General features: G+C 66.9%; 18 protein-coding genes. 9 read left to right on the forward strand and 9 right to left on the reverse strand.

Going from position 1 to position 21,757, the window contains the following annotated elements; genetic code table 11:
- Nucleotides 1-21 precede the first annotated feature (21 nt).
- From BMX93_RS06350 to BMX93_RS06365, 4 genes are all read right to left on the reverse strand, one after another.
- A complete protein-coding gene (locus tag BMX93_RS06350) occupies nucleotides 22-1,701 on the reverse strand; it encodes a cation:proton antiporter (protein ID WP_091969149.1) in 1,680 nt (559 codons plus the stop codon).
- 75 nt (nucleotides 1,702-1,776) lie between these two features.
- Nucleotides 1,777-2,673 carry an SDR family oxidoreductase gene (locus BMX93_RS06355; RefSeq protein WP_245725763.1) on the reverse strand — a complete coding sequence of 299 codons (897 nt, stop codon included), beginning with the start codon at nucleotides 2,671-2,673 and terminating at the stop codon, nucleotides 1,777-1,779.
- A gap of 122 nt (nucleotides 2,674-2,795) precedes the next feature.
- Nucleotides 2,796-3,605, reverse strand: a complete 810-nt coding sequence (locus tag BMX93_RS06360) for an ABC transporter permease (protein ID WP_091969151.1) — start codon at nucleotides 3,603-3,605, stop codon at nucleotides 2,796-2,798.
- Nucleotides 3,602-4,549 carry an ABC transporter ATP-binding protein gene (locus BMX93_RS06365; protein ID WP_091969152.1) on the reverse strand — a complete coding sequence of 316 codons (948 nt, stop codon included), beginning with the start codon at nucleotides 4,547-4,549 and terminating at the stop codon, nucleotides 3,602-3,604. Before BMX93_RS06365 ends, BMX93_RS06360 begins: the two co-directional genes overlap by 4 nt.
- Nucleotides 4,550-4,657: 108 nt before the next feature.
- Between BMX93_RS06365 and BMX93_RS06370 the strand changes: the two genes are divergently transcribed.
- The gene (locus BMX93_RS06370; RefSeq protein ID WP_245725764.1) at nucleotides 4,658-5,410 is read left to right on the forward strand and encodes a helix-turn-helix domain-containing protein; all 753 of its coding nucleotides are present in this window, start codon (nucleotides 4,658-4,660) and stop codon (nucleotides 5,408-5,410) included.
- On the opposite strand, the gene BMX93_RS06375 is transcribed toward BMX93_RS06370, so the two are convergent.
- A complete protein-coding gene (locus BMX93_RS06375; RefSeq protein WP_091969154.1) occupies nucleotides 5,349-6,254 on the reverse strand; it encodes a Cof-type HAD-IIB family hydrolase in 906 nt (301 codons plus the stop codon). The two genes, BMX93_RS06370 and BMX93_RS06375, sit on opposite strands and share 62 nt — an antisense overlap.
- Before the next feature lie 274 nt (nucleotides 6,255-6,528).
- Between BMX93_RS06375 and BMX93_RS06380 the strand changes: the two genes are divergently transcribed.
- From BMX93_RS06380 to BMX93_RS06390, 3 genes are all read left to right on the forward strand, one after another.
- Nucleotides 6,529-7,410: a PRD domain-containing protein gene (locus BMX93_RS06380; protein WP_091969165.1), complete on the forward strand. Its 882-nt coding sequence runs from the start codon at nucleotides 6,529-6,531 to the stop codon at nucleotides 7,408-7,410.
- Between the two features lie 235 nt (nucleotides 7,411-7,645).
- Nucleotides 7,646-9,517, forward strand: coding sequence for a beta-glucoside-specific PTS transporter subunit IIABC (locus BMX93_RS06385; protein ID WP_091969167.1), 1,872 nt, complete (start codon nucleotides 7,646-7,648; stop codon nucleotides 9,515-9,517).
- A gap of 22 nt (nucleotides 9,518-9,539) precedes the next feature.
- Nucleotides 9,540-10,973: a glycoside hydrolase family 1 protein gene (locus BMX93_RS06390; protein WP_091969169.1), complete on the forward strand. Its 1,434-nt coding sequence runs from the start codon at nucleotides 9,540-9,542 to the stop codon at nucleotides 10,971-10,973.
- Between the two features lie 60 nt (nucleotides 10,974-11,033).
- Here the strand turns inward: BMX93_RS06390 and BMX93_RS06395 are convergent, their stop codons facing one another.
- The 3 genes from BMX93_RS06395 to BMX93_RS06405 all read right to left on the reverse strand — a co-directional run bounded on the left by BMX93_RS06395 (nucleotide 11,034) and on the right by BMX93_RS06405 (nucleotide 15,734).
- On the reverse strand, nucleotides 11,034-13,754 hold the full coding sequence (locus BMX93_RS06395) for an ExeM/NucH family extracellular endonuclease (RefSeq protein ID WP_218139247.1): 2,721 nt from the start codon (nucleotides 13,752-13,754) through the stop codon (nucleotides 11,034-11,036).
- Between the two features lie 107 nt (nucleotides 13,755-13,861).
- On the reverse strand, nucleotides 13,862-14,317 hold the full coding sequence (locus BMX93_RS06400) for a GNAT family acetyltransferase (RefSeq protein WP_091969170.1): 456 nt from the start codon (nucleotides 14,315-14,317) through the stop codon (nucleotides 13,862-13,864).
- Between the two features lie 28 nt (nucleotides 14,318-14,345).
- Entirely contained in the window at nucleotides 14,346-15,734 is a 1,389-nt protein-coding gene (locus tag BMX93_RS06405; RefSeq protein ID WP_091969172.1) for an FAD-binding oxidoreductase, read from the reverse strand.
- Between the two features lie 310 nt (nucleotides 15,735-16,044).
- Between BMX93_RS06405 and BMX93_RS06410 the strand changes: the two genes are divergently transcribed.
- From BMX93_RS06410 to BMX93_RS06430, 5 genes are all read left to right on the forward strand, one after another.
- Nucleotides 16,045-16,269: a CsbD family protein gene (locus BMX93_RS06410; RefSeq protein ID WP_091969173.1), complete on the forward strand. Its 225-nt coding sequence runs from the start codon at nucleotides 16,045-16,047 to the stop codon at nucleotides 16,267-16,269.
- A 610-nt stretch (nucleotides 16,270-16,879) separates the two neighbouring features.
- Complete coding sequence (dnaK, locus tag BMX93_RS06415; protein ID WP_091969175.1) at nucleotides 16,880-18,748, forward strand: molecular chaperone DnaK; 1,869 nt, start codon at nucleotides 16,880-16,882, stop codon at nucleotides 18,746-18,748.
- Nucleotides 18,749-18,885: 137 nt separating this feature from the next.
- Complete coding sequence (locus tag BMX93_RS06420; RefSeq protein WP_091969177.1) at nucleotides 18,886-19,635, forward strand: nucleotide exchange factor GrpE; 750 nt, start codon at nucleotides 18,886-18,888, stop codon at nucleotides 19,633-19,635.
- Between the two features lie 21 nt (nucleotides 19,636-19,656).
- Nucleotides 19,657-20,820, forward strand: coding sequence for a molecular chaperone DnaJ (gene dnaJ / locus BMX93_RS06425; RefSeq protein WP_091969179.1), 1,164 nt, complete (start codon nucleotides 19,657-19,659; stop codon nucleotides 20,818-20,820).
- A gap of 30 nt (nucleotides 20,821-20,850) precedes the next feature.
- Complete coding sequence (locus tag BMX93_RS06430) at nucleotides 20,851-21,276, forward strand: heat shock protein transcriptional repressor HspR (RefSeq protein ID WP_091969181.1); 426 nt, start codon at nucleotides 20,851-20,853, stop codon at nucleotides 21,274-21,276.
- Nucleotides 21,277-21,328: 52 nt separating this feature from the next.
- Here BMX93_RS06430 and BMX93_RS06435 read toward each other — a convergent pair whose 3' ends face one another.
- Nucleotides 21,329-21,664, reverse strand: coding sequence for a PRD domain-containing protein (locus BMX93_RS06435; protein ID WP_177170097.1), 336 nt, complete (start codon nucleotides 21,662-21,664; stop codon nucleotides 21,329-21,331).
- Nucleotides 21,665-21,757 lie beyond the last annotated feature (93 nt).

Here is a 21,757-nt window from a genome sequence, read left to right on the forward strand (position 1 = left end):
AGGTGGGTTTCACACTGCGAGTCACTGGTCGGGTTCGTCGCGCAGTTCGAGTGCGATCTGGTCGGCGTCCACGATGCGTAGCGCCGCCGAGAGATTGTCGGCGGCATACAGGCCCTCGTCGCGGGCATCGAGCAGGGCCTCGCGCTGGGCCTGCAGAATTCTGATCCAGTGCTGTTCTCCGGTGTCCCCGGTGTCGTTGGTGTCATTGGTTCCGGCCGCCAGCTTTGCGGCTGTCTCGTCGAGCAGATCCTGGATCCGGCGGCGCTGCTCGGCGTCGTCCTCGCCATCGTCGGCGGGGGTGTGTGCGTAGAGGCGTGAGACCACAGGTCCGATCGTGGCTCCCTGGACAAGCAGCGAGATGGTCGCCAGGCAGAAGGCGATGAGCACCAGGAGTGCCCTGTGCGGTGTCTCGGCCGGCAGGCTCTGGGCGGCGGCAACGGTGATGGCTCCGCGCATCCCGGCCCAGACGACGACGATGCCCTCGCGCAGGCCGAGGGGTTGGGCCGCAAGATAATCGATGTCCGCGAGCAGGACGCGTGCGCGGCTCAGATAGCGATCCCGGTGTTCCTCGCGCAGCTGCCGGCCAGCGCGGACTCGTGGGCCGGTGGGATCTCGTGGATTCCATGCCGGACGCTGTGGCAGTGGCTCGTCGCTCTCCAGTTTCTCGCGGAAGGCGGCGATCCTGGGTTGGAAGGCATACATGCGCCGGGATCGCCGGCTCAGTGCCCACAGCAGCGGGGCGACATAGCCGGCACGGATCCCCAGCAGCACGAGCAGGGCCACAACAGCCAGTTCGACCGCGACGAAGGCGCTGTCCTGGCTCTCGCTCACCTCGGACACGACACCGGAGAGCTGCAGGCCCATGGTGAGGAAGATGGCGCCTTCGAGAACCAGCCGCAGGCTCGCCCAGTTCTGCATGTCTGAGAGGCGGTGGCGAGGGGGCAGCACACGCGGTGCCCGCGAGCTGGCGTACAGCCCGGCAACGACGGCAGCCACGAGCCCGGAGGCATTGAGCAGCTCGGCCGGGATGCTGGCCAGGAAGGGCACGGTGAACGACAGGATGGTGTTCACCGTCGGCTCGGCGATCCGTCGGCGGATGGCCATGTCCACCCAGCCGACGGCCAAGCCGATGAGCACGGCGACCAGCACCGCGTATACGAAGGTGCCCAACGAGCCCACCAGCGAGAAGTCACCTGCGGTGGCTGCGACCGCCGTGCGCAGCAGGACCAGGGCCGTCGCGTCGTTGAGCATGCTCTCACCGTCGAGCAGGGTGACTGCCCGCCGGGGCAGTGAGGACTTCTTGATGATCGACGTCGCGACTGCATCCGTCGGGCTCACGATCGCACCGAGCGCAACGCCCCACGCGAAGCCGATGTCAGGCGCCAACCACCAGAACAGGCAACCGAGCAGCAATGAGGTGACAATGACGAGCACCACGGACAGCCCACTGATCGTGCGCAGCTCTCTGCGGAAGTGCATGGGAGCCATTGCGCGGGCGGAGGCATAGAGAAGCGGCGGGAGCAGGCCTTCGAGCACGATTTCGGGCGGGATCGCCGGCAGGTGGAGGGCAGGGACGAGGCTGACACCCAGCCCAACGACCACGAGCAACAGCGGTGAGGCGACACGGAGCCTGGATTCGAGGACCGGTGCCCACGCGATCACGAGCAACAAGGCGATGGCGACAGCGATCTGTGTGAGCACCGGTTCCTCCTGCCGACGGACCCACCCAGTTCACCACACCGGGTGGGTCGTCACCATGGCCGGCCGATCAGCTGGTCACGCGAACCGTGTGCCGCCATCCACGTGGACCGTCTCCCCAGTGACATAGTTCGCGGTGAGCAGCCACAGCACGGTGTCGGCGATGTCCTTGTTCGTGCCGACTCGGCCGACGAGGCTGTGCTTGGCGGAGCGGTCGAGGAACTCGCGCTTCGCCTTGGGGCTCATCACGTCGTAGCTGCCCGAGTCGATGATCCCGGGGGAGATGGCATTGACGCGCAGCGGCGCCAGTTCCTTGGCCAGCTGGCTCGCCGCGGTGCTCACCGCACCGTTCGTGATGCCCATCACGGTGTACCCCGGTGTCGGGTCCCAGGCCGCGACACCGGCGAAGAGCGTGATGGAACCGGTGGGTGGCAGCAGTGGTGCCAGATGCTTGGCCAGGATGAGCGGCCCGATGACCTTGGCCTCGAACGCGCCGACTGCCAGATCGTGGTCCAGTTTCGTCACGGCCACATTGTGCTGGGCAGAGGTCGTGACGACGACGTGGTCGAGATGGCCGGCCGCTGACAGCCCCGCCACGATGGAGTTCTCATCGGTGATGTCGATGAGCACGAACTCCGCCCCCGGCACACCCGCCGCGGCCTTCTGTCCCTTCTCGGGATTGCGGGCACCGATGATGGGCGCCCCGCCTGCCTGCGCGACCGCCTTGACGATCGCCAGTCCGATGTCCCGTGCGCCCCCGACCACCAGGACGCGGGCTCCGTTGAGTTCTTGACCGGTCATCTCGTATTCCTCCTCGCTGACGGCGTCGGGAGGAGCCCGCTGCGCGGCCACGCCGTCCGCGTCCGCCACGGCCGGGTCGTCCGGCGACCGCCTCGGGGAGGAGACGGCCTCGGGAACAGCCAGGCCTGTGACGGCCCGCGTCCGAATCGTGCCGTGGTGCTCAGGACCCCTCATTGCGCCCTTCGTCCATCCAGCCTACGCGACTGCCCCGCTCGCCACGTGTGCTGGGACAAGGGTTGCTGGGACGAGGATTACTGGGACAAGGGGCGGCGGGATGGTCGCGCGCGTGCCGGGTCTTACTGGCGTCGGCCCAGTGCCCAGGCGGCAGCCGCCACCGAGACGAGGCACCAGCCGCTCAGCACGGCCCATGCCCGCCCCGGGGTGGTGAAGTCGGCAGAGGCCAGACCCGAGCGAACCACCTGGGCCATCGGCTCGAAGGGGAGCCAGTGGTGGATCTGCTCAGCCCAGTCGGGCATGCGCGAGGCCGGGAAGCTGATCGGGGTGAACAACATGATGACGAAGACGAAAACCTGGGAGAGCACCTGCGCCAGGGACGGTGCGAACAGGTTCGCGATGGCGTAGCCGATGGCCGAGGAGGTGAGAGCGACGAGCAGGACGCCGGGTATGAGCGGCCAGGAGATGCTGAGGCCGACATGGAAGCGAGCCGCACCGACGAGAAGCCCGACGACCAGGCCCGGCAGGGCCATCATCGTCCATACCGCGAGGTCAGCCACGAGGAACAGCGGCCTGGGGACCGGCAGGGTGCGCATCCAGGCGAGGCTGCCCTCGGTGCGCGCCTGGGCCACCCATTGGGGTGTCATCACGAGCCCCACCATGACGAGCGAGATGGTGGGCCCACCAGTGGTGAGGTAGAGGCTGGCGACGCGGTCGGGCTCGCCGATGAGCAGCCCATAGCCCAGTACGGTGGCTATCGCCAGGAGCAGCTGGACGGTGATGTACATCGGGGCCATCTGGGCATTGCGGCGCAGCTGCCATTGCATGAGAAGCCCGCTCTGGCGCCACCGGGAGGGCGGTTCCAGGAACAGCCCAGGATCGTGCAGCTGCCAGTACTCGGGCGGCTTCGTGAGGGTCTGTGTCGTGCTCATGCTGCCTTCTCCTGTTCGTTCTCATTGCTCACCATGTCGACGTAGACGTCCTCCAGGGAGGTGGGGCTCAGTTCATAGCGGCGTATCGAGCCGCGGGCCAGATGCTCGGCCGCCCACTGGACGGCCGGTGCTGCGTCCTCGGCGGGTACGGTGAGGAAGCTGCGCGAGGCATCGCGCCGGGTCCGCGGGTAGCGCTGCGGCCAGCTGAGCTGCGCATGCGGTGCGGTGTCGACCTCGAGCTTGAAGCCGGCGGCGTGCCGGCTCACCAACTCGGAGGGGGTGCCTTCGGCGATGACCTGTCCGTGGTCGAGGATGACCAGGCGGTCGACGACGCCTTCTGCCTCCCGGACATTGTGGGTGACGAGCAGCACGCCGGCACCCTTCTTGGCGAGCTCGCGGATCTGCTCCCACAGCAGTCGGCGGCGCACTGGATCGACGTCATTGGTCGGTTCGTCGAGGATGACGAGCTGGCCCGGCACGACGGCGCACATCGCGTAGGCGGTGAGTCGTGCGATTCCCCCGGAGATCTTCTCGGCGGGCACCTCGGCCCAGGGTCCCAGATCGAGGGCTTCGACGAGTTCGTGACTGCGGGTGCGGACGCTGGCAGGCTTGCCGCCGCGGATCCGGCCGACCAGTTGGATGGCCCGCAGCGGGGTGAGGCCGGTGATCGGCACATTCGCCTGGGCTTGCACGCTCGTGAGCTGGCGCGCCAGCTCGGGGTGGGCGATCGCGTCCACGCCCGCGAGCCGGATCGAGCCCCGGTCGGGACGCAGCAGGCCGACGATCTGATGCGCGAGGGTGGTCTTCCCGGCGCCGTTGTGGCCCAGGACCCCCATCACCTGGCCCTGTCCGACGAGCAGCGAGAGCCCATCGTTTGCCCGCACGATCCGGTGCCCGCGCCGGAAGCTCTTGTGCAGCTCGTGGACATCGAGAATGTCTGTCATATCCGCCCCTTGTGGTCGATGTACCACTCAATATATACCAACCGGTAGGAACATACCAATCAGTACTTGAGAGGTATCGCGTCGCTCGTGGTGCAGTAGCCTGGGGTCATGTCCCGACACGACGACACCGATGACCTGGGCTCGGCGACCCGTGCCTTCACCGAGGCCGTGAACCTGTTCACCAAGGCTGTCGGCGGGGGAGCGCACGCGGCGGGCCGCGACATCTCGGAGCAGATCTCCGATGCTCTGCGGACGGCCTCGCGTGAGCTGGCAGATGCCTCGACCACGATGTCGCGGGCGGCACAGGCAGGCACCGCCCGGAGCCGGGCCGAGCGGACTCGCGAGGAACTCGTGTCCGCAGCACGACGGGTTTTCGCGGCCAAGGGCTATGAAGGCGCCACGGTGGGGGACATCGCGAACGAGGCGGGCTTCACCAAGGGCGCGCTCTATGCCAACTTCGACTCCAAGCAGACACTCTTCCTCGAGGTCGCCCGAACAGTGGCCGAGCACAGCGCTCAGGCCATTGCCGTGGATCCCTCGGGGGAGCAAGGCAGGCAGGCAGCCGGTGCGCCGCGCGCAGTGGAGGACGCTCTGCTCGTGCTGGAGACCTGGACCTTCGCCTTGCGCCACCCCGAGTCGCGCGACGAGATTGCTGGCTTTTGGCGCGCTGCGATGGAGACGGCATTTCCGGGCGAGCAGAAGAGCGGGGGTACCGGCAGTCCCCAGGAGGCCAGCGAGTTGCGCTCGGACCGGGAGCGCGCCGCCACTTCGCTCATCAGTCAGTCGCTGGCCGCGGTGCTCATGGCTGTGCTGGCCGAACAGCCTCCCGCCTCTGCTCGCGGACCTCGAGAAGGCGCGTGAGGATTGCGATGACCCCGCCGTCGGTGTTGGCTGCGATGACGGCCCGGGCGTGCGACTTCACCTGCGGATGGGCATTGGCCACCGCGAACGACAGGTCCGCTGCATCGAGCATTTCCACATCGTTGAGGTAGTCGCCGAAGGCCGCGGTCTGCTCGCGCCCGATGCCGAGTTCGCGTTGCAGACTGGCCACCGCCAGACCCTTGTTCACCCCCGCCGGCATGACATCGACCCAGTGCTTGCCGGACAGCACCACGCGATGGCTGCCCTCGAACTCGGCGAGATGGGGCATCGTGGTCCGCTCGGGATGGCCGAAATCGTAGATCGCCAGCTTCACGATCTCGTCGTCGGCGGTCACCACGTCATCCACCTCTGCCAGCGCCACATAGTAGATGCGCGCTTGGGCCATGAAGGCCTCGTCGTGGCGCTCCACATAGGCCGAGTTCTTGCCGCAGACCACGATGCCGAGATCGGCGCCGTGGCGTACCAGCTCGCGCACGCGCGCCACGACAGCTGCCACGACATCGGGCTCGAGGGTCGTCGAGTCGATCTCATGGCCGTCGCGCACCACATATCCGCCGTTCTCGGCGATGAACGGCATGGTGTGGGCGAAGCGCTCGAACATGGCGCGCAGCGTGGCGTACTGGCGGCCGCTGGCCGGTACGAAGACGATGCCGTGCGCGCGCATCCGGTCGAGCAGCGGCCACAGCGCCGGTGGGATTCTCGAGTCAGCGTCCAGCAGGGTGCCGTCCAGGTCTGCGACCACCAATCGGACATCGGCGTCGGCGGGTACGGCCTGTTCCGGATCCTGGGGGCCGGCGGTCGCGGTGTCATTCGGCTGGCTCATGGCAGTCCTTCCGGATCCGATCGGTTCGGATGTCGGTCTCGCGGGTAGGTCCGGGTGCAGTCTCGCACAATCCTCGCGCGGGCGCGTGGAAGGCAGGCTGGACGATTGCGGGCTGCCTCGGGCGGGAGGCTCCCTGCGGGCAGCCCCGAGTAGAGGGCCTCGAGTAGGGGGCCTCGAGTAGGGGGTCTCGAGCGTGGGTTGGCCGGACCGCGGTGCCAGCCCGGCGACTCGATCGACGGGCCGGGACCACGCGAGGCGCCACTACACTTCAGCCATGCGACATGTCCATCGGGGCGAGCCCGCTGCGCATGCGGGAGCACACAAGGTGCTCAACAACAATGTCGTTGTCACCGTGGACGAGAACGGCACGGAGCGGGTGCTCATGGGCCGCGGACTGGGATTCAACCTGCAGCCTGACGGCTCCATCGACACCGGCAAGGTGGAGAAGACCTTCGTCCTGGACCAAGGGACCGAAGGCGATCGCATCCGTGAGCTGTTCGCAGATGTGCCCTACCAGCTCGTGCGGAGTGTGATCGGGGCTGTCGAGCTGGCCGAGCGCAGCCTCGGGCGATCCCTGGGGCGCCATCTCGTCTTCGCGCTCTTGGATCACGTGAGCTTCCTGCTGGAACGCCTCGACAAGGCGATCTCGGTTCCCAGTGCCCCCATGCCGGCGTTGCGGGTGCTCTACCCCGACGAGTATGCGGTGGCCTGCAAGATGGTGGAGCGCGTGTCGGGGGATCTGGGGCGGCAGCTGCCGCAGGGGGAAGAGATCTTCTTCACCATGCATCTGCTCAACGCCACCCGCGACGAGCCGGACGCCGACGCCGCCCAGATCCTGCGGGGGGTGCAGCACGTCGTCTCCGTCGTCGAGGCCGAGCTTGGGGTGACGCTCGACGCAGACAGTCCGGACTATGCACGATTCGTGCTGCACGTCCAGTTCCTGCTGCGCCGCCTCGTCGACCGCTCGATGCTCACAGGCACCGAGAGCTCTCTCTATGAGGTGTCCCGCAGGTCCTATCCCACAGCGTTCCGCATCGCCGAGAACATCAAGGCGTATGTGGGCGAGGCGACGGGCTCCGAGCTCACCGACGAGGAGGTGCTCTATCTCACCATGCATGTGGAGCGGCTCAGCCGGACGCTGAGCAGCCCGGCATGATGGCAGCTCATCGGCACCCGGCGAGAACTTTCGGATCGTCGCGCTGCTGGGTGGCCGTGCTACAGTTTTTCCGTGGGACGCAGCAGTCCCACGGATGACCAGGCTTGTTACCGCAACGGCGGGCAAAACCTGGGTCGCTTCGCATGCGTGCGAGGCGACCCAGGTTTTTTTGTTGCCCAAAACGGCTCATGTCATCCCCGTCGATCCGCGAAGGCGCGGTGGAAGGAGAGGTCCGATGGACTACTCGAATACCGCCGCCGGCGTCCTCAAGGGCGTCGGCGGCGAAGAAAACGTGCAATCGCTCGTGCATTGCATGACACGTCTGAGGTTCGTGCTCAAGGACGAGTCCAAAGCCGACGACCAGGCCCTGCGAGCTGTCCCGGGAGTCATTACGACAGCAAGAGCGGGCGGGCAATACCAGGTGGTCATCGGAAACGATGTCCCCGAGGTCTATGCGGCCATCGGGAAGATTTCGGCGCTCGGCTCCTCGGGGGGTGCTGTCCAGGAAGAGCCGAAGAAGGACAAGAACCTCTTCAACAGATTCATCGAGATGATCTCGGCGATTTTCACCCCGCTGCTGTGGGCGCTGGCCGGGACGGGTCTCCTGAAAGCCTTCCTGGCAGCGACGGTGACCTTCGGCTGGATCTCGAACACCACATCGACGTACACGATCCTCAATGCCCTGTCGGACGCCTTCATCAATTTCCTGCCGATGGCGCTCGCCATCACGGCGGCACGTCACTTCAAGGCCAGTGAATTCACCTCCTTTGCCATTGCGGGTGCCCTGGTCTATCCATCGATCGTCGCCCTCAACGGGCATTCGGGAATCACCTTCTTCGGTATTCCGGTGGTCATGGTGAGCTACGTGTCCAGCGTCATCCCGATCGTCATCATCGTCTGGCTGCAGTCCTTCGCCGAACGGTATCTGTACGCCAAGCTGCCAGCCGCGATCCGCCGGTTCGTCACTCCGATGATCATCATTCTCATCGCCGTGCCGCTTGTCTTCCTGGTCATCGGGCCGCTGTCGAGCGTCCTGAGCAATGGCCTCGCCTCGGGGATTACGTGGGTCTTCAAGGTGGCTCCGTGGCTGGGCGGTGCGCTCCTCGGGGGTCTGTGGCAGGTGCTCGTCATCTTCGGCCTGCACTGGGGCTTCGTCCCGATCATGACCGTGGAGTACCAGACCACCGGGTCCATCACGCTGGCCGCGCCACTGTTTGCCGCGGTGCTCGCCCAGGCCGGTGCTGTCGCTGGCGTCTGGGTCCGGGCCAGGAAGCAGACGCTCAAATCACTCGCGGCACCGGCCACCCTCTCCGGCTTCCTCGCCGGGATCACCGAACCGGCGATCTACGGCATCAACCTGCCGCTCAAGAGGCCATTCGCCTTCGGCATCGTGGGTGGCGTGCTGGGCGGGGCCATCATCAGCGCCGGCGGCATCAGGTCGAACAGCTTCGTCGTGCCCTCGCTGCTGTCGTCCCCCGCACTGTTCGGGCAGGGGAATATGTTCATGCTCGGGCTCGGAGTCCTGGTGGCGGTGGTCGTCGCGTTCGTCCTGACCGTCGTCTTCGGTTTCGACGAGTCGCTGGTCGGCGCCGCTGCGCCGAGTGCGGGGACACAGCCCACCTCCCCCGACATCGATACTCAGGTGTACAGCCCCGTGGACGGCACGGTCATCGCCCTGTCCGAGGTTCCAGACGCCGCATTCGCCAGCGGGCAGCTCGGTCAGGGTCTTGCCGTGCAGCCCCGCGGTGGCGCGGTCTATGCGCCTTTCGATGGCGAGGTCATCGCCGCCTTCCCGACCGGCCATGCGGTGGGCCTGCGCAGCGCCAGCGGTACCGAAGTGCTCATCCATATCGGGATCGACACCGTGAAGCTCAATGGCAAGCACTTCGAGCTCATGGTGCAGAAGGGCCAGCACGTGACGCTCGGGCAGCTCCTCGTGGAGTTCGACGCCGAGGCAATCAGCGCGGCGGGTTTCGCCCTAGTGACCCCGGTCGTCGTGACCAACTCGAAGAGCTTCACTGTGGCCCAACCAGCCAGTGGGCCGATCGCGCACGGGGACAACCTGTACCTGGCGGTTGCCGCCGAGCCGGCGACCGCGTCCGTCTGATCGCAATCCAAGGAGACTGATCATGAATGCAAACCCGGTGGAATTCCCGGAGGGCTTCCTCTTCGGTGGCGCGACAGCCGCCAACCAGATCGAAGGTGCCTACGACGAGGACGGCAAAGGACTGTCGATCCAGGATGTCATGCCACAGGGATTCGTCGGCCCGATCACGACGGGCCCTACCCCCGAGAACCTGAAACTTGAGGCCATCGACTTCTATCATCGCTATGCCGAGGACATCGCACTGTTCGCCAAGATGGGATTCCGTGTCTTCCGGTTCTCCATTGCATGGAGCCGGATCTTCCCGAACGGCGACGATACGCAGCCGAATGAGGCGGGCCTGGCCTTCTATGACCGAGTGCTCGATGAGCTGGAGAAATATGGTATCGAACCACTCGTCACCATCTCCCACTACGAGACCCCGCTGGCGCTTGCCCAGCGCTACAACGGCTGGGTGAGCCGGGATCTCATCGGTCTGTACGAGCGTTATGTTCGTGTGCTGTTCGACCGATACGGCGCCAGGGTCAGGTACTGGCTCACCTTCAACGAGATCAACTCGGTGCTGCACGCGCCCTTCATGAGCGGCGCCATCGCGACCCCGCCGGAGGAATTGTCCCCCAGTGATCTGTACCAGGCGGTTCATCACGAGTTGGTGGCCAGTGCACTGGCCACCAAGATCGCCCACGAGATGGATCCTCATATCAAGGTCGGTTGCATGGTGCTGGCCATGCCTGTCTACCCATTGACTCCCGCGCCGGCCGATGTCCACGCCGCGATGGCAGCCGATCACGCCAATCTGCTCTTCGGAGATGTCCATGTCCGAGGCGAATACCCGGGATATGCGCTGAGGATGTTCCGCGACAGGGGAATCGAGCTGGACATCACCGCTCGCGATCGGGAACTGCTGCACAACACCGTGGATTTCGTCTCGTTCAGCTATTACATGAGCTCCTGCGAGACGGCTGATCCGGCGAAAAGGGCGGCTGGCCAGGGGAACATCATGGGCGGCGTGCCGAATCCCACCCTGCAGGCCAGCGAATGGGGCTGGCAGATCGACCCGGTGGGCTTGCGAACCGTCATGAATCAGTTCTGGGATCGGTGGCAGAAGCCATTGTTCATCGTCGAGAACGGACTGGGTGCCAGGGATCGGCTCGTCCAGGTCGACGGGCACCCGACCGTCCTCGACGACTATCGCATCGCCTATCTGAACGATCACCTGGTGCAGGTTGCCGAGGCGGTCGAGGACGGAGTGGAGGTCTGGGGATATACCACGTGGGGGTGCATCGACCTGGTGAGCGCCAGCACCGCCCAAATGAGCAAGCGGTACGGGTTCATCTATGTGGATCGCGACGACGACGGCAGCGGCACGCTGGACCGCTATCCCAAGAAGTCGTTCGGGTGGTACGCCGAGGTGATCGCGAGCAATGGCCGGACGCTCGTGAGGCCGTCCTCCCAGTGAGTCGGCGCCGGGGCGGTGCGCAGACTGGCCAGGCGGCTGCGCGAACGAGCCGGCCCTGCCTCAGCGGCTGCGCCGGCGAGCCCCGAACGCGGCAAGGGCTGCCATCGCAAGAGCGCTCGCCACGGCCGCGCCGCCCTCGCCGCCGGTGAAGGGAAGGCCGGCGCCGGCCCGGTGGTCGGCGGCTGTCCTCGTGGGCACCGGCGTGCTGTGAGCGAGCGGGGTGGCCGGGTTGGCCGAGGCGGCGGGGGACCCGGGCAGCTGCTCCGCCTGGCTCGGAGAACTCGAGGGGCTGTGCGGGGCCGCACTGCTCGCTGGGGGCACGGCGCTCGCATTGCTCGTCACGAGGCCGACCACCGAGGGGTCATGATCGGAGGACCGGAAGGGGCCGGGAGCGAAGAAGTCGGTGACATTCTCGTTGCGCCGGTCGTATTCCATGGCAATCGACTCATCGGCGTTGATGTGCCAGTGGGCACCCGCATTCACGAGCGCGGCAGCCCTCGCGTTCCCGAAGACGTGGTCGAGCGAGCCCATCCGCCCCGAGTACTGATAGCTCGTGTCGGCCTGGGGGATCAGCGAGGTGAACCCGGCCTTCTCGATGGTCTCTACCGGATCCTCTCGCGAGTAGGAGTTGAAATCACCCAGCAGGAAGACCGGCTTGTCGGCGAAAGTGCTTGTCGCCCAGCTGGTCAGGGCCTTCGCCTGGGCCACCCGATCCGTGTTCGCCAGACCCTGTCCAGTGCCGTCGTCCACGCCCGAGCCCTTGGACTTGAAGTGATTGTCGATGGCGACGAAGGACAGGCCGCTGCGCGTGACCGTGAACTCCTGGGCCAGCGGGTTCCTGGCATTGTCGAATGCGCTGGACGTGAGGATCGAGGAGGCCCCCACCGGGCTGATGGTCGCCGGGTTGTAGATGAAGGCCGGCCTGATGACGTCCTCGCCGGCCGGGACCTCGGCGGGTGAGGGCAGATAGGCCCAGCGCGTCGTCCCGGCGGCCTTGTTGAGGGCAGCCACGAGGTCGGCGACGGCGGCATCGCGGCCATGTCCGGACCAGCCCACCTGCGCCGGGTTCTCGATCTCCTGCAGTGCCAGCACATCCACGTCGAGCGTGTCGATTGCCGAGACGATCTTGGTCTGCTGATCGGCGAATGCCGCGGGGCTGTAGGCACCGCGCACGGTGCAGTCCTTCGCGCTGATCGGCACGCCCGTTCGATCGGTGTAGGCCGTGCAGCCTGGCTCGTCCTGCCCCAGATCGGGGAAGTAGTTGAGCACATTGAAGGATCCGAGCTTCACCTCGCCGCCTACTGCCGGCACGTGCTCGTCGCGGGTGTCCTGAGAGCTGATCGGGACGAAGGAGCTGTGCGCGCCCACCACCTGTCCGGTCGGCTGGAAGTTCCATCCGTACCGGTAGTCGAGGATGACCGGCTCGGTGAACTGCACATGCGAGCCGGTGCGCCGGGGAGTCTCCTGGGACAGATAGGGCAAGGGCGAGTTCTGGGCCGCGGAGTTGGTCAGATAATTCCAGCTCGACCCGTCGTCGAGCGTCATGAGCCGCGTGAGGTTATCGCTCTCATAGGCTTGCGCGGCCGTGCCGGGACGCACCACATCGGTCGCCTGGCGGAGCGGCGAATCCCCGACGGCCAGGCCGAGCTGGCCGAACTGGTTGAGCGCATAGTTGTTGGTGATCGTGTAGTCGCCCTGCGGCGCGACGAGCATGCCCTCGTAGGCCTCCTTGGCCGCGTCGCTGCCCGGGAAGTCCGCCAGCTTCACCGGAGTCACCGGGGCGCAGCTCAGGGTGGCCATCACCTTCGGATCGTTGAGCTCGGTGAGCCCGTTGAACTCGCTCACCGTGCCGCTGATGCGGTAGCAGTCACCGGTCCTCACATCCGAGGCGATCGAGGAGCCGTATACGAAGACGCCGTCCGAGGCATCACCGGGCTTCTTCTCGGTGTTCCCGGTCCCGGGTGTCTGGAGGTAGAAGCCGTTGAATCCGCCGGTGGGGTAGTCCGCCGTCACCACGCCCACTGTCGTCACCTGACGTCCGACGAGCGGAGAACTGTCGCCGCTGCCTTGGATGGCGGCGATCGGGGTGTCCGTGACCGCAGGTGGGGTGGGCGAGTCCGGGCCGGACGGCGAGCCTGACGAGCCGGCGTGCGGTGCGGGTGCCACGGCAGTGAAATCTGCCCCGTTCTGGTCGGTGTCGCGGTGGTCCACGCGCTGCGCTGCGGTGGTGTTCCCCAGCGCTGGCGCTGCGGCGGCGCCCTCGAAGCGCTTGGTTGCTCCGTAGCCCACCAGGTCGATCGTCGATCCGCTGGCGTCGGCGAGCTCGACGGTTCCCTTGGAGGCGCTCAGCGACGCTGGGCAGGTCGCCTCGGAGGTGGGCAGCGCCTCACCGGCGCCGGCGCCCGCGGCTTCCTGTACGAGGAAGTACCCCGCTGGGGCCAGCGTTCCGGTGAGCGTGCAGGAGTTGCCGAGATTGCCGCTGGCCGAGTAATAGCGCAGCGTCCACCCGCCCAGATCGACGTTGCGCGCAGTGGGGTTGAACAGCTCCACGAAGTCGTTGGTGTACGGTGCCCCCGCGTTCCCGCCGCCACCGTAGACCTCGTCGATGACGATGTGGGCATCCCCAGCAGCGGGAGCGGCGAGGGCCGAGTCGCCGGCCATCGCCCACGAGAGAGTTGAGCAGGCCGCGGTGAGCACCGCGGCCACGACAGCCCGAAGGCGCCGGAGAGCTGTCTGAGGGATCATGTCTTCCTTGTCCGCGATGTGGGCGCGACTCGCCACGAAGCGACGCTAACAAGCCCGTTCGCTCCTGGCCCGGGGTGGCTGAGAAAGATCTGAGAGAGTTCACCGCCGGTTTGCCGGGCGGAAACCAGCTGCTCATCCTCGCGTCAGGGGGCGCTCTCGCGGTGGAGGTCGTCGACAATCCGTTTGCCCATGTCGACCACCTCGTAGCAGGTGTAGCCCAGGTGCTCGTAGAAGCCGAGGACCTTCGTGTTCTCCGGGCACACCTGCAGCTGTATCTTGGGGCAGCCCAGCGCCGCCAGCTCTGCCTCGGCGGCCTCGACGAGCCGACGGCCCAGCCCCGAGCCCCGATAGCGCTCGGCGACTGCCAGATAGTTCAGCCAGCCGCGATGACCATCGAAACCGGCCATGATCACCCCGACCGGCTGGTTCGCATCGACGGCCACCAGGAAGAGTTCGGGCTGGACGGCGCGTTTGCGCTCGATATCGGCGAGCGGGTCGTTCCACGGGCGGGTGACACCGGCTTCGTGCCAGAGGGCTACCACTGCGCCGCTGTCCTCGGGCGCGAATGGCCGGATGCGCAAAGCGGCCTGAGGCGTCATGGCAACGATACTGTCACGGGGCCGGTGCCTAGAGCTTCTTGCCGGGGTTCAGCAGGCCCTGGGGGTCGAGCACCGCTTTGATGCCGCGCTGTATCGAGCGGAGCCGCGGGCCGAGCTCGGCGTCCACCGCACCCAGCTTCTCCAGGCCGATGCCGTGTTCGCCGGTCGCCGTTCCGCCGAGCTCCTGGGCCATCGCCAGGACGTCGATGTGTGCCTGCTGCGCCGCCGCCACCTGGCCCGGGTCGTGGGGGTCGAAGAGGATGACCGGATGGAGATTCCCGTCGCCGACATGGCCAGCAGTGGCGATCGGCACTCCCCGCCGCGCGGACAGCGCATCCAGACGGCGCAGCAACTCGCCGAGCCGCGAGCGCGGAATGGCGACATCCTCGTTGAGGCTTCCGCCGCGCACCGCACGCATCGCCACATTGAGGGCCCGCCTCGCCACCATGAGCCGCTCGACCGCTCCGGCGTCGGTGGCGCTGTCCACGCGAACCGCGCGGTGGGCCCGGGCTGTCTGGGTGTACCAGCGCACGTCCTCCCCGGCTCCGGCCGCTGAGTCGGTGAGCACCAGCAGCCACGCCATGGCGTCGGCCGGCAGCCCCGATTCCGGCACCTTCGCCCGCAGCGCAGCGATGACGCCGGCATCGCAGAATTCCAGGGCACTGGGCCGGTGCGGCCCTGCGACGATGGCATTGGCCGTGTCCAGGGCATCGTCCACGGAAGAGAACGAGGCGCTGACTCCCAGCGTCGGTCCGGGGGCCGGCAGCAGGTCAACGGTGATCTCGGTGATCACCGCGAGCGTTCCCTCGCTGCCCACCATCAGCCCGGTGAGATCCAGGCCGCCCACCGCTTTGACGGTCGGCGGTCTGGTGCGCACCACCTCACCGCCGGCCAGCACGATCTCCAGGGATCGAACGCTGTCGCGGGTCACGCCATACTTCACGCAGCGCATGCCGCCGGCGTTCGTCGCCACATTGCCGCCGATGGTGCACTCGGTGGCCGACGCCGGGTCCGGAGCGTAGAAGAGGCCCTCGCGTGCCGCTCGCGCGGCAAGATCGGCGGTGATGACTCCGGGCTGGACAACCGCCACCATCTCGACCGGGTCCACTCGCAGAATCGCATTCATCCCGGTCATGTCGAGCAGGATGGCGCCCTCGACGGCGTTGGCGCCCCCGGCCAGGCCGCTGAGCCGGCCCTGGGGCACGACGGGACAGCGATGGGTGGCGGCGATCCGGAGCACCGCCGAGACCCCCGCGGTGTCGCGGGGCCGGACGAGGGCGATGGCCCGGCCCTGGCTGGCGGCGGCGGAACGATCGTTGCTGCGTGCTGCCAGGGTCTGGTGATCCGTCAGTACTGCCGAGCGGCCCACTGCCGCGTGCAGCTCCCTGATTGTCAGGTCGGCGTTCGCGATGGCCATTGCCGCTCCTCTGCCACTCCTCGGTCTCCACAGATGCCGGTTCCTGGGAAGCTACACCCTCTCATCCGCCTGATTCGCCGGATCCTCGTCCGTCGGGCGCCGCGGTGTGAGGTCGGGGCGGTCTGTTCGGGCGTGGTGTATTCGGACGGGGGTTTGTTCGGACGGTGGTGTGCTCGGCCGGGTTGTCGGAGATCTGGGGGTGTGGGCGGCTGCCCAAGTGGGTATGGGGAATCCAGCTGCTCATCGCTCGGCCAGTGGCCACGCGATGAGCAGTGATGACCAGAGCGTGCCTGATCAGTGAGGAGACGAGATGTCCGATCTCGAGAACAAGGGACAGCAGTTCGGCGGCAAGATCAAGGAAGGCGTCGGCAAAGTCACCGATGACAAGGACCTGAAGGCCGAGGGCCGTAACGACCAGGCCGAGGGAAAGCTCAAGGAAGGCCTTGAGAACATCAAGGGCAAGGCCGAAGAGGCTGCCAGGGGCGTCCAGGACGCCCTTGGGCGGATCGGCAAGAAGGACTCCGATCAGCAGTGAGGCGCTGACCGGGTAGCTGCGCCGAGGGCCCAGCAACTGGTCCATTCTTCGGCTGGCTCGTGCACCTGCTGGCTCGTGTCTGGGCTGGCTCGTGTCTGGGCTGGCTCGTGCACCTGCTGGCTCGTGTCTGGGCTGGCTCGTGTCTGGGCTGGCTCGGGTAGGGGGCTGAGCCTTCGTCGGCGCAGCTGGCGCACTATGTCCATGGCAGGGGCACCCACCGCGGTGGGTGCCCCTTTCTGCGTCCCGAATGCGAGACCTGGGGGCAGGGATCGGGGTGAGGCGTGGAGGCCAGCCGTCCGCAGATCTGTCGTGGTCGAACCCGGATGGTGGTCGAACCCAGGAATAACGAACCCTCCAGATCGGTTGAGCCCAGTGCACTCAAGGTTTGGGCTTGAGTGATGTAAGCTCAATGGCGTGCCGCTCGGGCGGTGCGCGATGGAGGGATCCATCGATTGAGTGCGACAAGGCTTGTGGGCCGCCGATGCTTTGCGGCAGGAACGGCATCGGGGCCCCAACCGGTGGGCAACCACCGGGCGTACAACAGGGCGGTCATCGCCCGCACATGGACACAGGGGCGGTCATCGCCCAGACACTGGAGGAAGCAGGAACAATGGCTCGTGCAGTAGGTATCGACCTCGGCACCACCAACTCGGTCATCGCCGTCCTCGAGGGTGGCGATCCCACGGTCATCCCCAATGCCGAGGGAGCCCGCACCACCCCGTCGGTGGTTGCCTTCGCGAAGAACGGCGAGGTGCTGGTCGGCGATGTCGCCAAGCGCCAGGCCGTCACCAACCCGGAGCGCACCGTACGCTCGGTCAAGCGCCATATGGGCACCAGCTGGACGACGAAGATCGACGGCAAGGACTTCAAGCCCCAGCAGATCAGCGCCTATGTGCTGCAGAAGCTCAAGAGGGACGCCGAGGCCTATCTCGGTGAGACCGTCACCAATGCAGTGATCACGGTGCCCGCCTACTTCGGGGATGCCGAGCGTCAGGCCACCAAGGAGGCGGGCGAGATCGCCGGCCTCAAGGTCGACCGCATCATCAACGAGCCCACCGCTGCCGCCCTGGCCTATGGCCTTGACAAGGCCGACAGGGAAGAGACCGTGCTCGTCTTCGATCTCGGTGGCGGCACCTTCGATGTCTCGCTGCTCGACATCTCCGACGGCGTCTTCGAGGTCAAGGCCACCAAGGGCGACGCTCGCCTGGGTGGCGACGACTGGGATGCGCGCATCGTCGAATGGCTGGTGACTCAGTTCAAGAACAAGACCGGTGTCGACCTGTCGAACGACAAGATGGCCCGCCAGCGTCTGCAGGAAGCCGCCGAGCACGCCAAGATCGAGCTCTCCCAGGCGCAGACCACCGACATCAACATCCCTTACATCACGGCGAACCAGTCCGGCCCGCTCCACCTGGAGGAGAAGCTCACCCGCACCGAGTTCCAGCGTCTCACCCAGGACCTCCTGGATCGCTGCACCGGCCCGTTCAACGCCGTCCTCAAGGACGCCAAGATCACCGTGAGCCAGATTGACGAGATCATTCTGGTCGGTGGCTCCACCCGGATGCCCGCCGTGCAGGACCTCGTGAAGCAGCTGTCCGGCGGCAAGGAGCCGAACAAGTCGGTCAATCCCGACGAGGTGGTGGCCCTGGGCGCCAGCCTCCAGGCCGGTGTGCTCAAGGGCGAGGTCAAGGATGTGCTGCTCCTCGACGTCACCCCGCTGAGCCTTGGCATCGAGACCAAGGGCGGCGTGATGACCAAGATCATCGACCGCAATACCACGATCCCGACCAAGCGCTCGGAGATCTTCACCACGGCCGAGGACAACCAGCCCTCGGTGATGATCCAGGTCTACCAGGGCGAACGTCAGTTTGCCCGCGACAACAAGTCGCTGGGCAACTTCGAGCTGACCGGGCTCATGCCTGCCCCGCGTGGCCTGCCGCAGATCGAGGTCACCTTCGACATCGACGCCAACGGCATCGTCCACGTGTACGCCAAGGACACCGCCACCGGCAAGGAGCAGTCGATGACCGTGACCGGAGGCTCTGCCCTGGGCAAGGACGAGATCGACCGGATGGTCAAGGACGCCGAGGCCAACGAGGAGGCCGACAAGCGGCGCCGCGAGTCCGTCGAGATGCGCAACGAGGCCGATGCCTTGTGCTTCCGCACCGAGAAGCTGATCAGCGACAACGGCGACAAGATCCCCGACGAGACCAAGCAGCCGGTCACCGAGGCGATCGAGAAGCTGAAGGAGGCGCTCAAGGGCACCGACAACGATGACGAGGTGCGCTCCGCGATGGACGATCTGAACCAGAAGGCTTCGGCCATGGGTCAGGCCATCTACCAGGCGGCGCAGGCTTCCCAGCCCGAGGCGTCCGCGCCCCAGGATGGCGCTCAGGCCGATGCGTCCTCCCAGCCCAGCGGTGGCGATGACGACGTCGTCGATGCCGAGATCGTCGACGACGACAACGACAAGAAGTGATCGGTGACGCCGGAGCCGGGGCCGATGTGCGGCTCACGGCTCCGGCGTCGGTCTCATGCGCTCGAGGGCACAGGGCGCTCCAGTAGCGGACAATCCCGCCGGGCGATACGGTCCGGCGATGAGGAGCAGACACAGACATGACTGACAAGCCAGCCGAGGGCGCAGGCGAGGACCGGCCCGAGGACGGGATCAGCAAGGACTTCTCCGAGCTGACACCCGAGCAGTTCCTGGACAAGACGGCCGACAATGAGGCCACCGAGCCCCCGGCCGGCGCCGACCACGACGCGGATGCGGATGAGGCCTCGGCCGATCCGGTTGACGAGCTCAAGGCGCTCGTCGCGGAGCGGACCGGCGATCTGCAGCGCCTGCAGGCCGAGTACGTCAACTACAAGCGCCGCGTCGACCGTGACCGCGATCTTGCCCGAAACCGGGGCATCGAATCCGTGGTGCGCGATCTCGTCCCGGTCTTCGACGCGATCGACCAGGCCTCGGCCCACGGGGAACTGACCGGCGGGTTCAAACTGGTCGCCGACGAGCTGGGCCGGCTGGCCGCCAAGCACGGGCTTTCCCTCTACGGCGAGGCCGGCGAGGAGTTCGACCCGCGCAGGCACGAGGCCCTCATGCAGGTGCCGGTGCCCGGCGAGGGCGAGATGCTCATTCATGAGGTGATGCAAAAGGGTGTCGAGCTCAACGGCGTCGAGGTCCGCCCGGCCCGCGTGGTGGTCTCGGTGCCGAACGGGGACCAGGCGGGCGGAGAATCGGCAGAGGGGGGACAGGCCCCGCAGGGCACGGGCGAGGCCGCCGGCCAGCAGGATGAGGAGCCCGAGTACCAGCCCGGCACGCCCCATGACGACACCGCGGCGGGCCCGGGCACCACGAGCAACTGAGTTGGTTGACAGGGGGCATCGATGAGCACCAAGGATTGGCTGGAGAAGGACTACTACAAGGTGCTGGGCGTGCCCAAGGATGCCAAGCCGGAGCAGATCAAGAAGGCCTTCCGCAAGATCGCCCGGGAGAACCATCCCGATCAGCATCCAGGCGACGCGCGTGCCGAGGAGCGCTTCAAGGAGGCATCCGAGGCGAACGACGTGCTCAGCGACGCGGCCAAGCGCAAGGAGTACGACGAGACGAGGCGCCTGGGCGGTGGCTTCCACTTCCCGCACGGCTCCCAGGGCGGCGCCGGCGGCGTCAACGACATCTTCCGCACAATGGGTGGCGGCGCCACGATGGGCGAGGGAGGTCTGGGGGACCTGCTGGGCGGCCTGTTCAACCAGGGGCCCAGCACCGCCCGGCGCACCACGATGCGCTCGGCACGCCGCGGCGCCGATGTCGAGGGCGAGGTGACGATCAGCTTCCTCGACTCGGTCAAGGGCACCACTGTGGGGATGCAGATGGTCAGCGACGAGCCGTGCCCGGCCTGCCGGGGAACCGGAGCGAAAGCGGGCACGATGCCGCGGATGTGCCCCACCTGTCAGGGCTCGGGGATGCAGCCGACCAGCGCGGGGGGTGTCTTCTCGCTGTCCGAGCCGTGCCATACCTGCCATGGGCGCGGACTGGTGGTGGACGACCCGTGCGAGGTCTGCCATGGTTCCGGGCGAGCCACCTCGACGCGCACGATGCAGGTGCGGGTGCCGGCCGGCGTGACCGATGGGCAGCGCATCCGCGTAAAGGGTAAGGGCAGTCGTGGCGAGAACGGCGGGGCGAATGGCGATCTGTATGTGGTGGTGCATGTGAACGGCCATCCCATCTTCGGGCGCAGTGGCGACAATCTCACCGTCACCGTTCCGGTCACCTTCCCGGAGGCCGCGCTCGGGGCCGAGGTGGAGGTTCCCACCCTGCAGTCGGGGCCGGTGAAGCTGCGGGTCCCCGCGGGCACGCCCAACGGGCGTACTTTCCGGGTACGCGGTCGCGGCGTCAGCAAGGCCAACGGCGAGTATGGCGATCTGCTCGTGACGATCGAGGTGCAGGTGCCGTCCAGCCTCAGCAGTTCCGCCAAGGAGGCGCTGGAGGCCTATCGCGCCGCAGTGCGCGAGGCAAACCCGCGGGTGAACCTGGTCGGGGAGTCGCGATGAGCCAGGTCGTGCGATGAATCGAGCGATGCGATGAAGTCCTCCAGGCTTCCTGAGGTGATTGACCAGGACGCCCACATCTTCAGTGTCTCGGTGGCCGCCGGGCTGGCGGGCATGCATCCGCAGACACTGCGGGGTTACGACAGGATGGGGCTGGTCGTGCCGCAGCGCACCAAGGGCCGTGGACGGCGCTACTCGTCGCGCGACATTTCCCGGCTGCGGCTCATCCAGCACCTCTCCCAGGAGGAGGGCATCAATCTCAACGGCATCCGGCGCATCATCGAGCTGGAGAACGAGATGGAGGCTATGCGCGAGCGGGCGGCCCAGATGACCGAGTTGATGCGCCAGATGACGCAGGTGCAGGAGGAAGTGCAGCGGGTCTTCACCGCCGGCGCCCAGGGCACGGTGGACTACTCCCGTTTCCGCCGCCCTGCGGCACCACCTGCCATCGAGATGTGACCTCGGGCCGACCGGCCGTTGTGCTGGGGCTGACCTGGCGGGCCGCCGGCACTCAGCCCTGCGTGTCGGGCTTCGGCGGGGAGGGTCTGTTCGGAGGGTCCTCGGCTGGCAACTCGGCCAGCAGTCGGGAAACGTGCAAGGTGAGATAGGCCCGTTCATCGGGCGTCAGGGTCGTGGTGCTGCGCGCTTCGATGAGATAGGCCACCGAGCCGGTGATCGACGCCGCCGCTGGGTCGGCCGCCTTGATGGCCGCAATGAGTTCCGCAGAGGTGTGGTCGATCTGGGCGTTGCGCTGCAACCGGACGAACAGATAGCGCAGGTGGGTCACGAAGCGGGTGGCCGACATCGACTCCTCGTCGATGGTGCGCCCGGCGGCGCGCCCGATCACCGGCTCTTCACAGATGAGGGTGTAGGTGGGGTCTGAAGCCGCCGGTCTCGAGCAGGCTGCGGGCGATGTAGTTGGTGAGGTTGCGGAAGCCGA

It is taken from the genome of Propionibacterium cyclohexanicum, from assembly GCF_900111365.1.
In the GTDB taxonomy this organism is placed as follows: domain Bacteria; phylum Actinomycetota; class Actinomycetes; order Propionibacteriales; family Propionibacteriaceae; genus Propionibacterium; species Propionibacterium cyclohexanicum.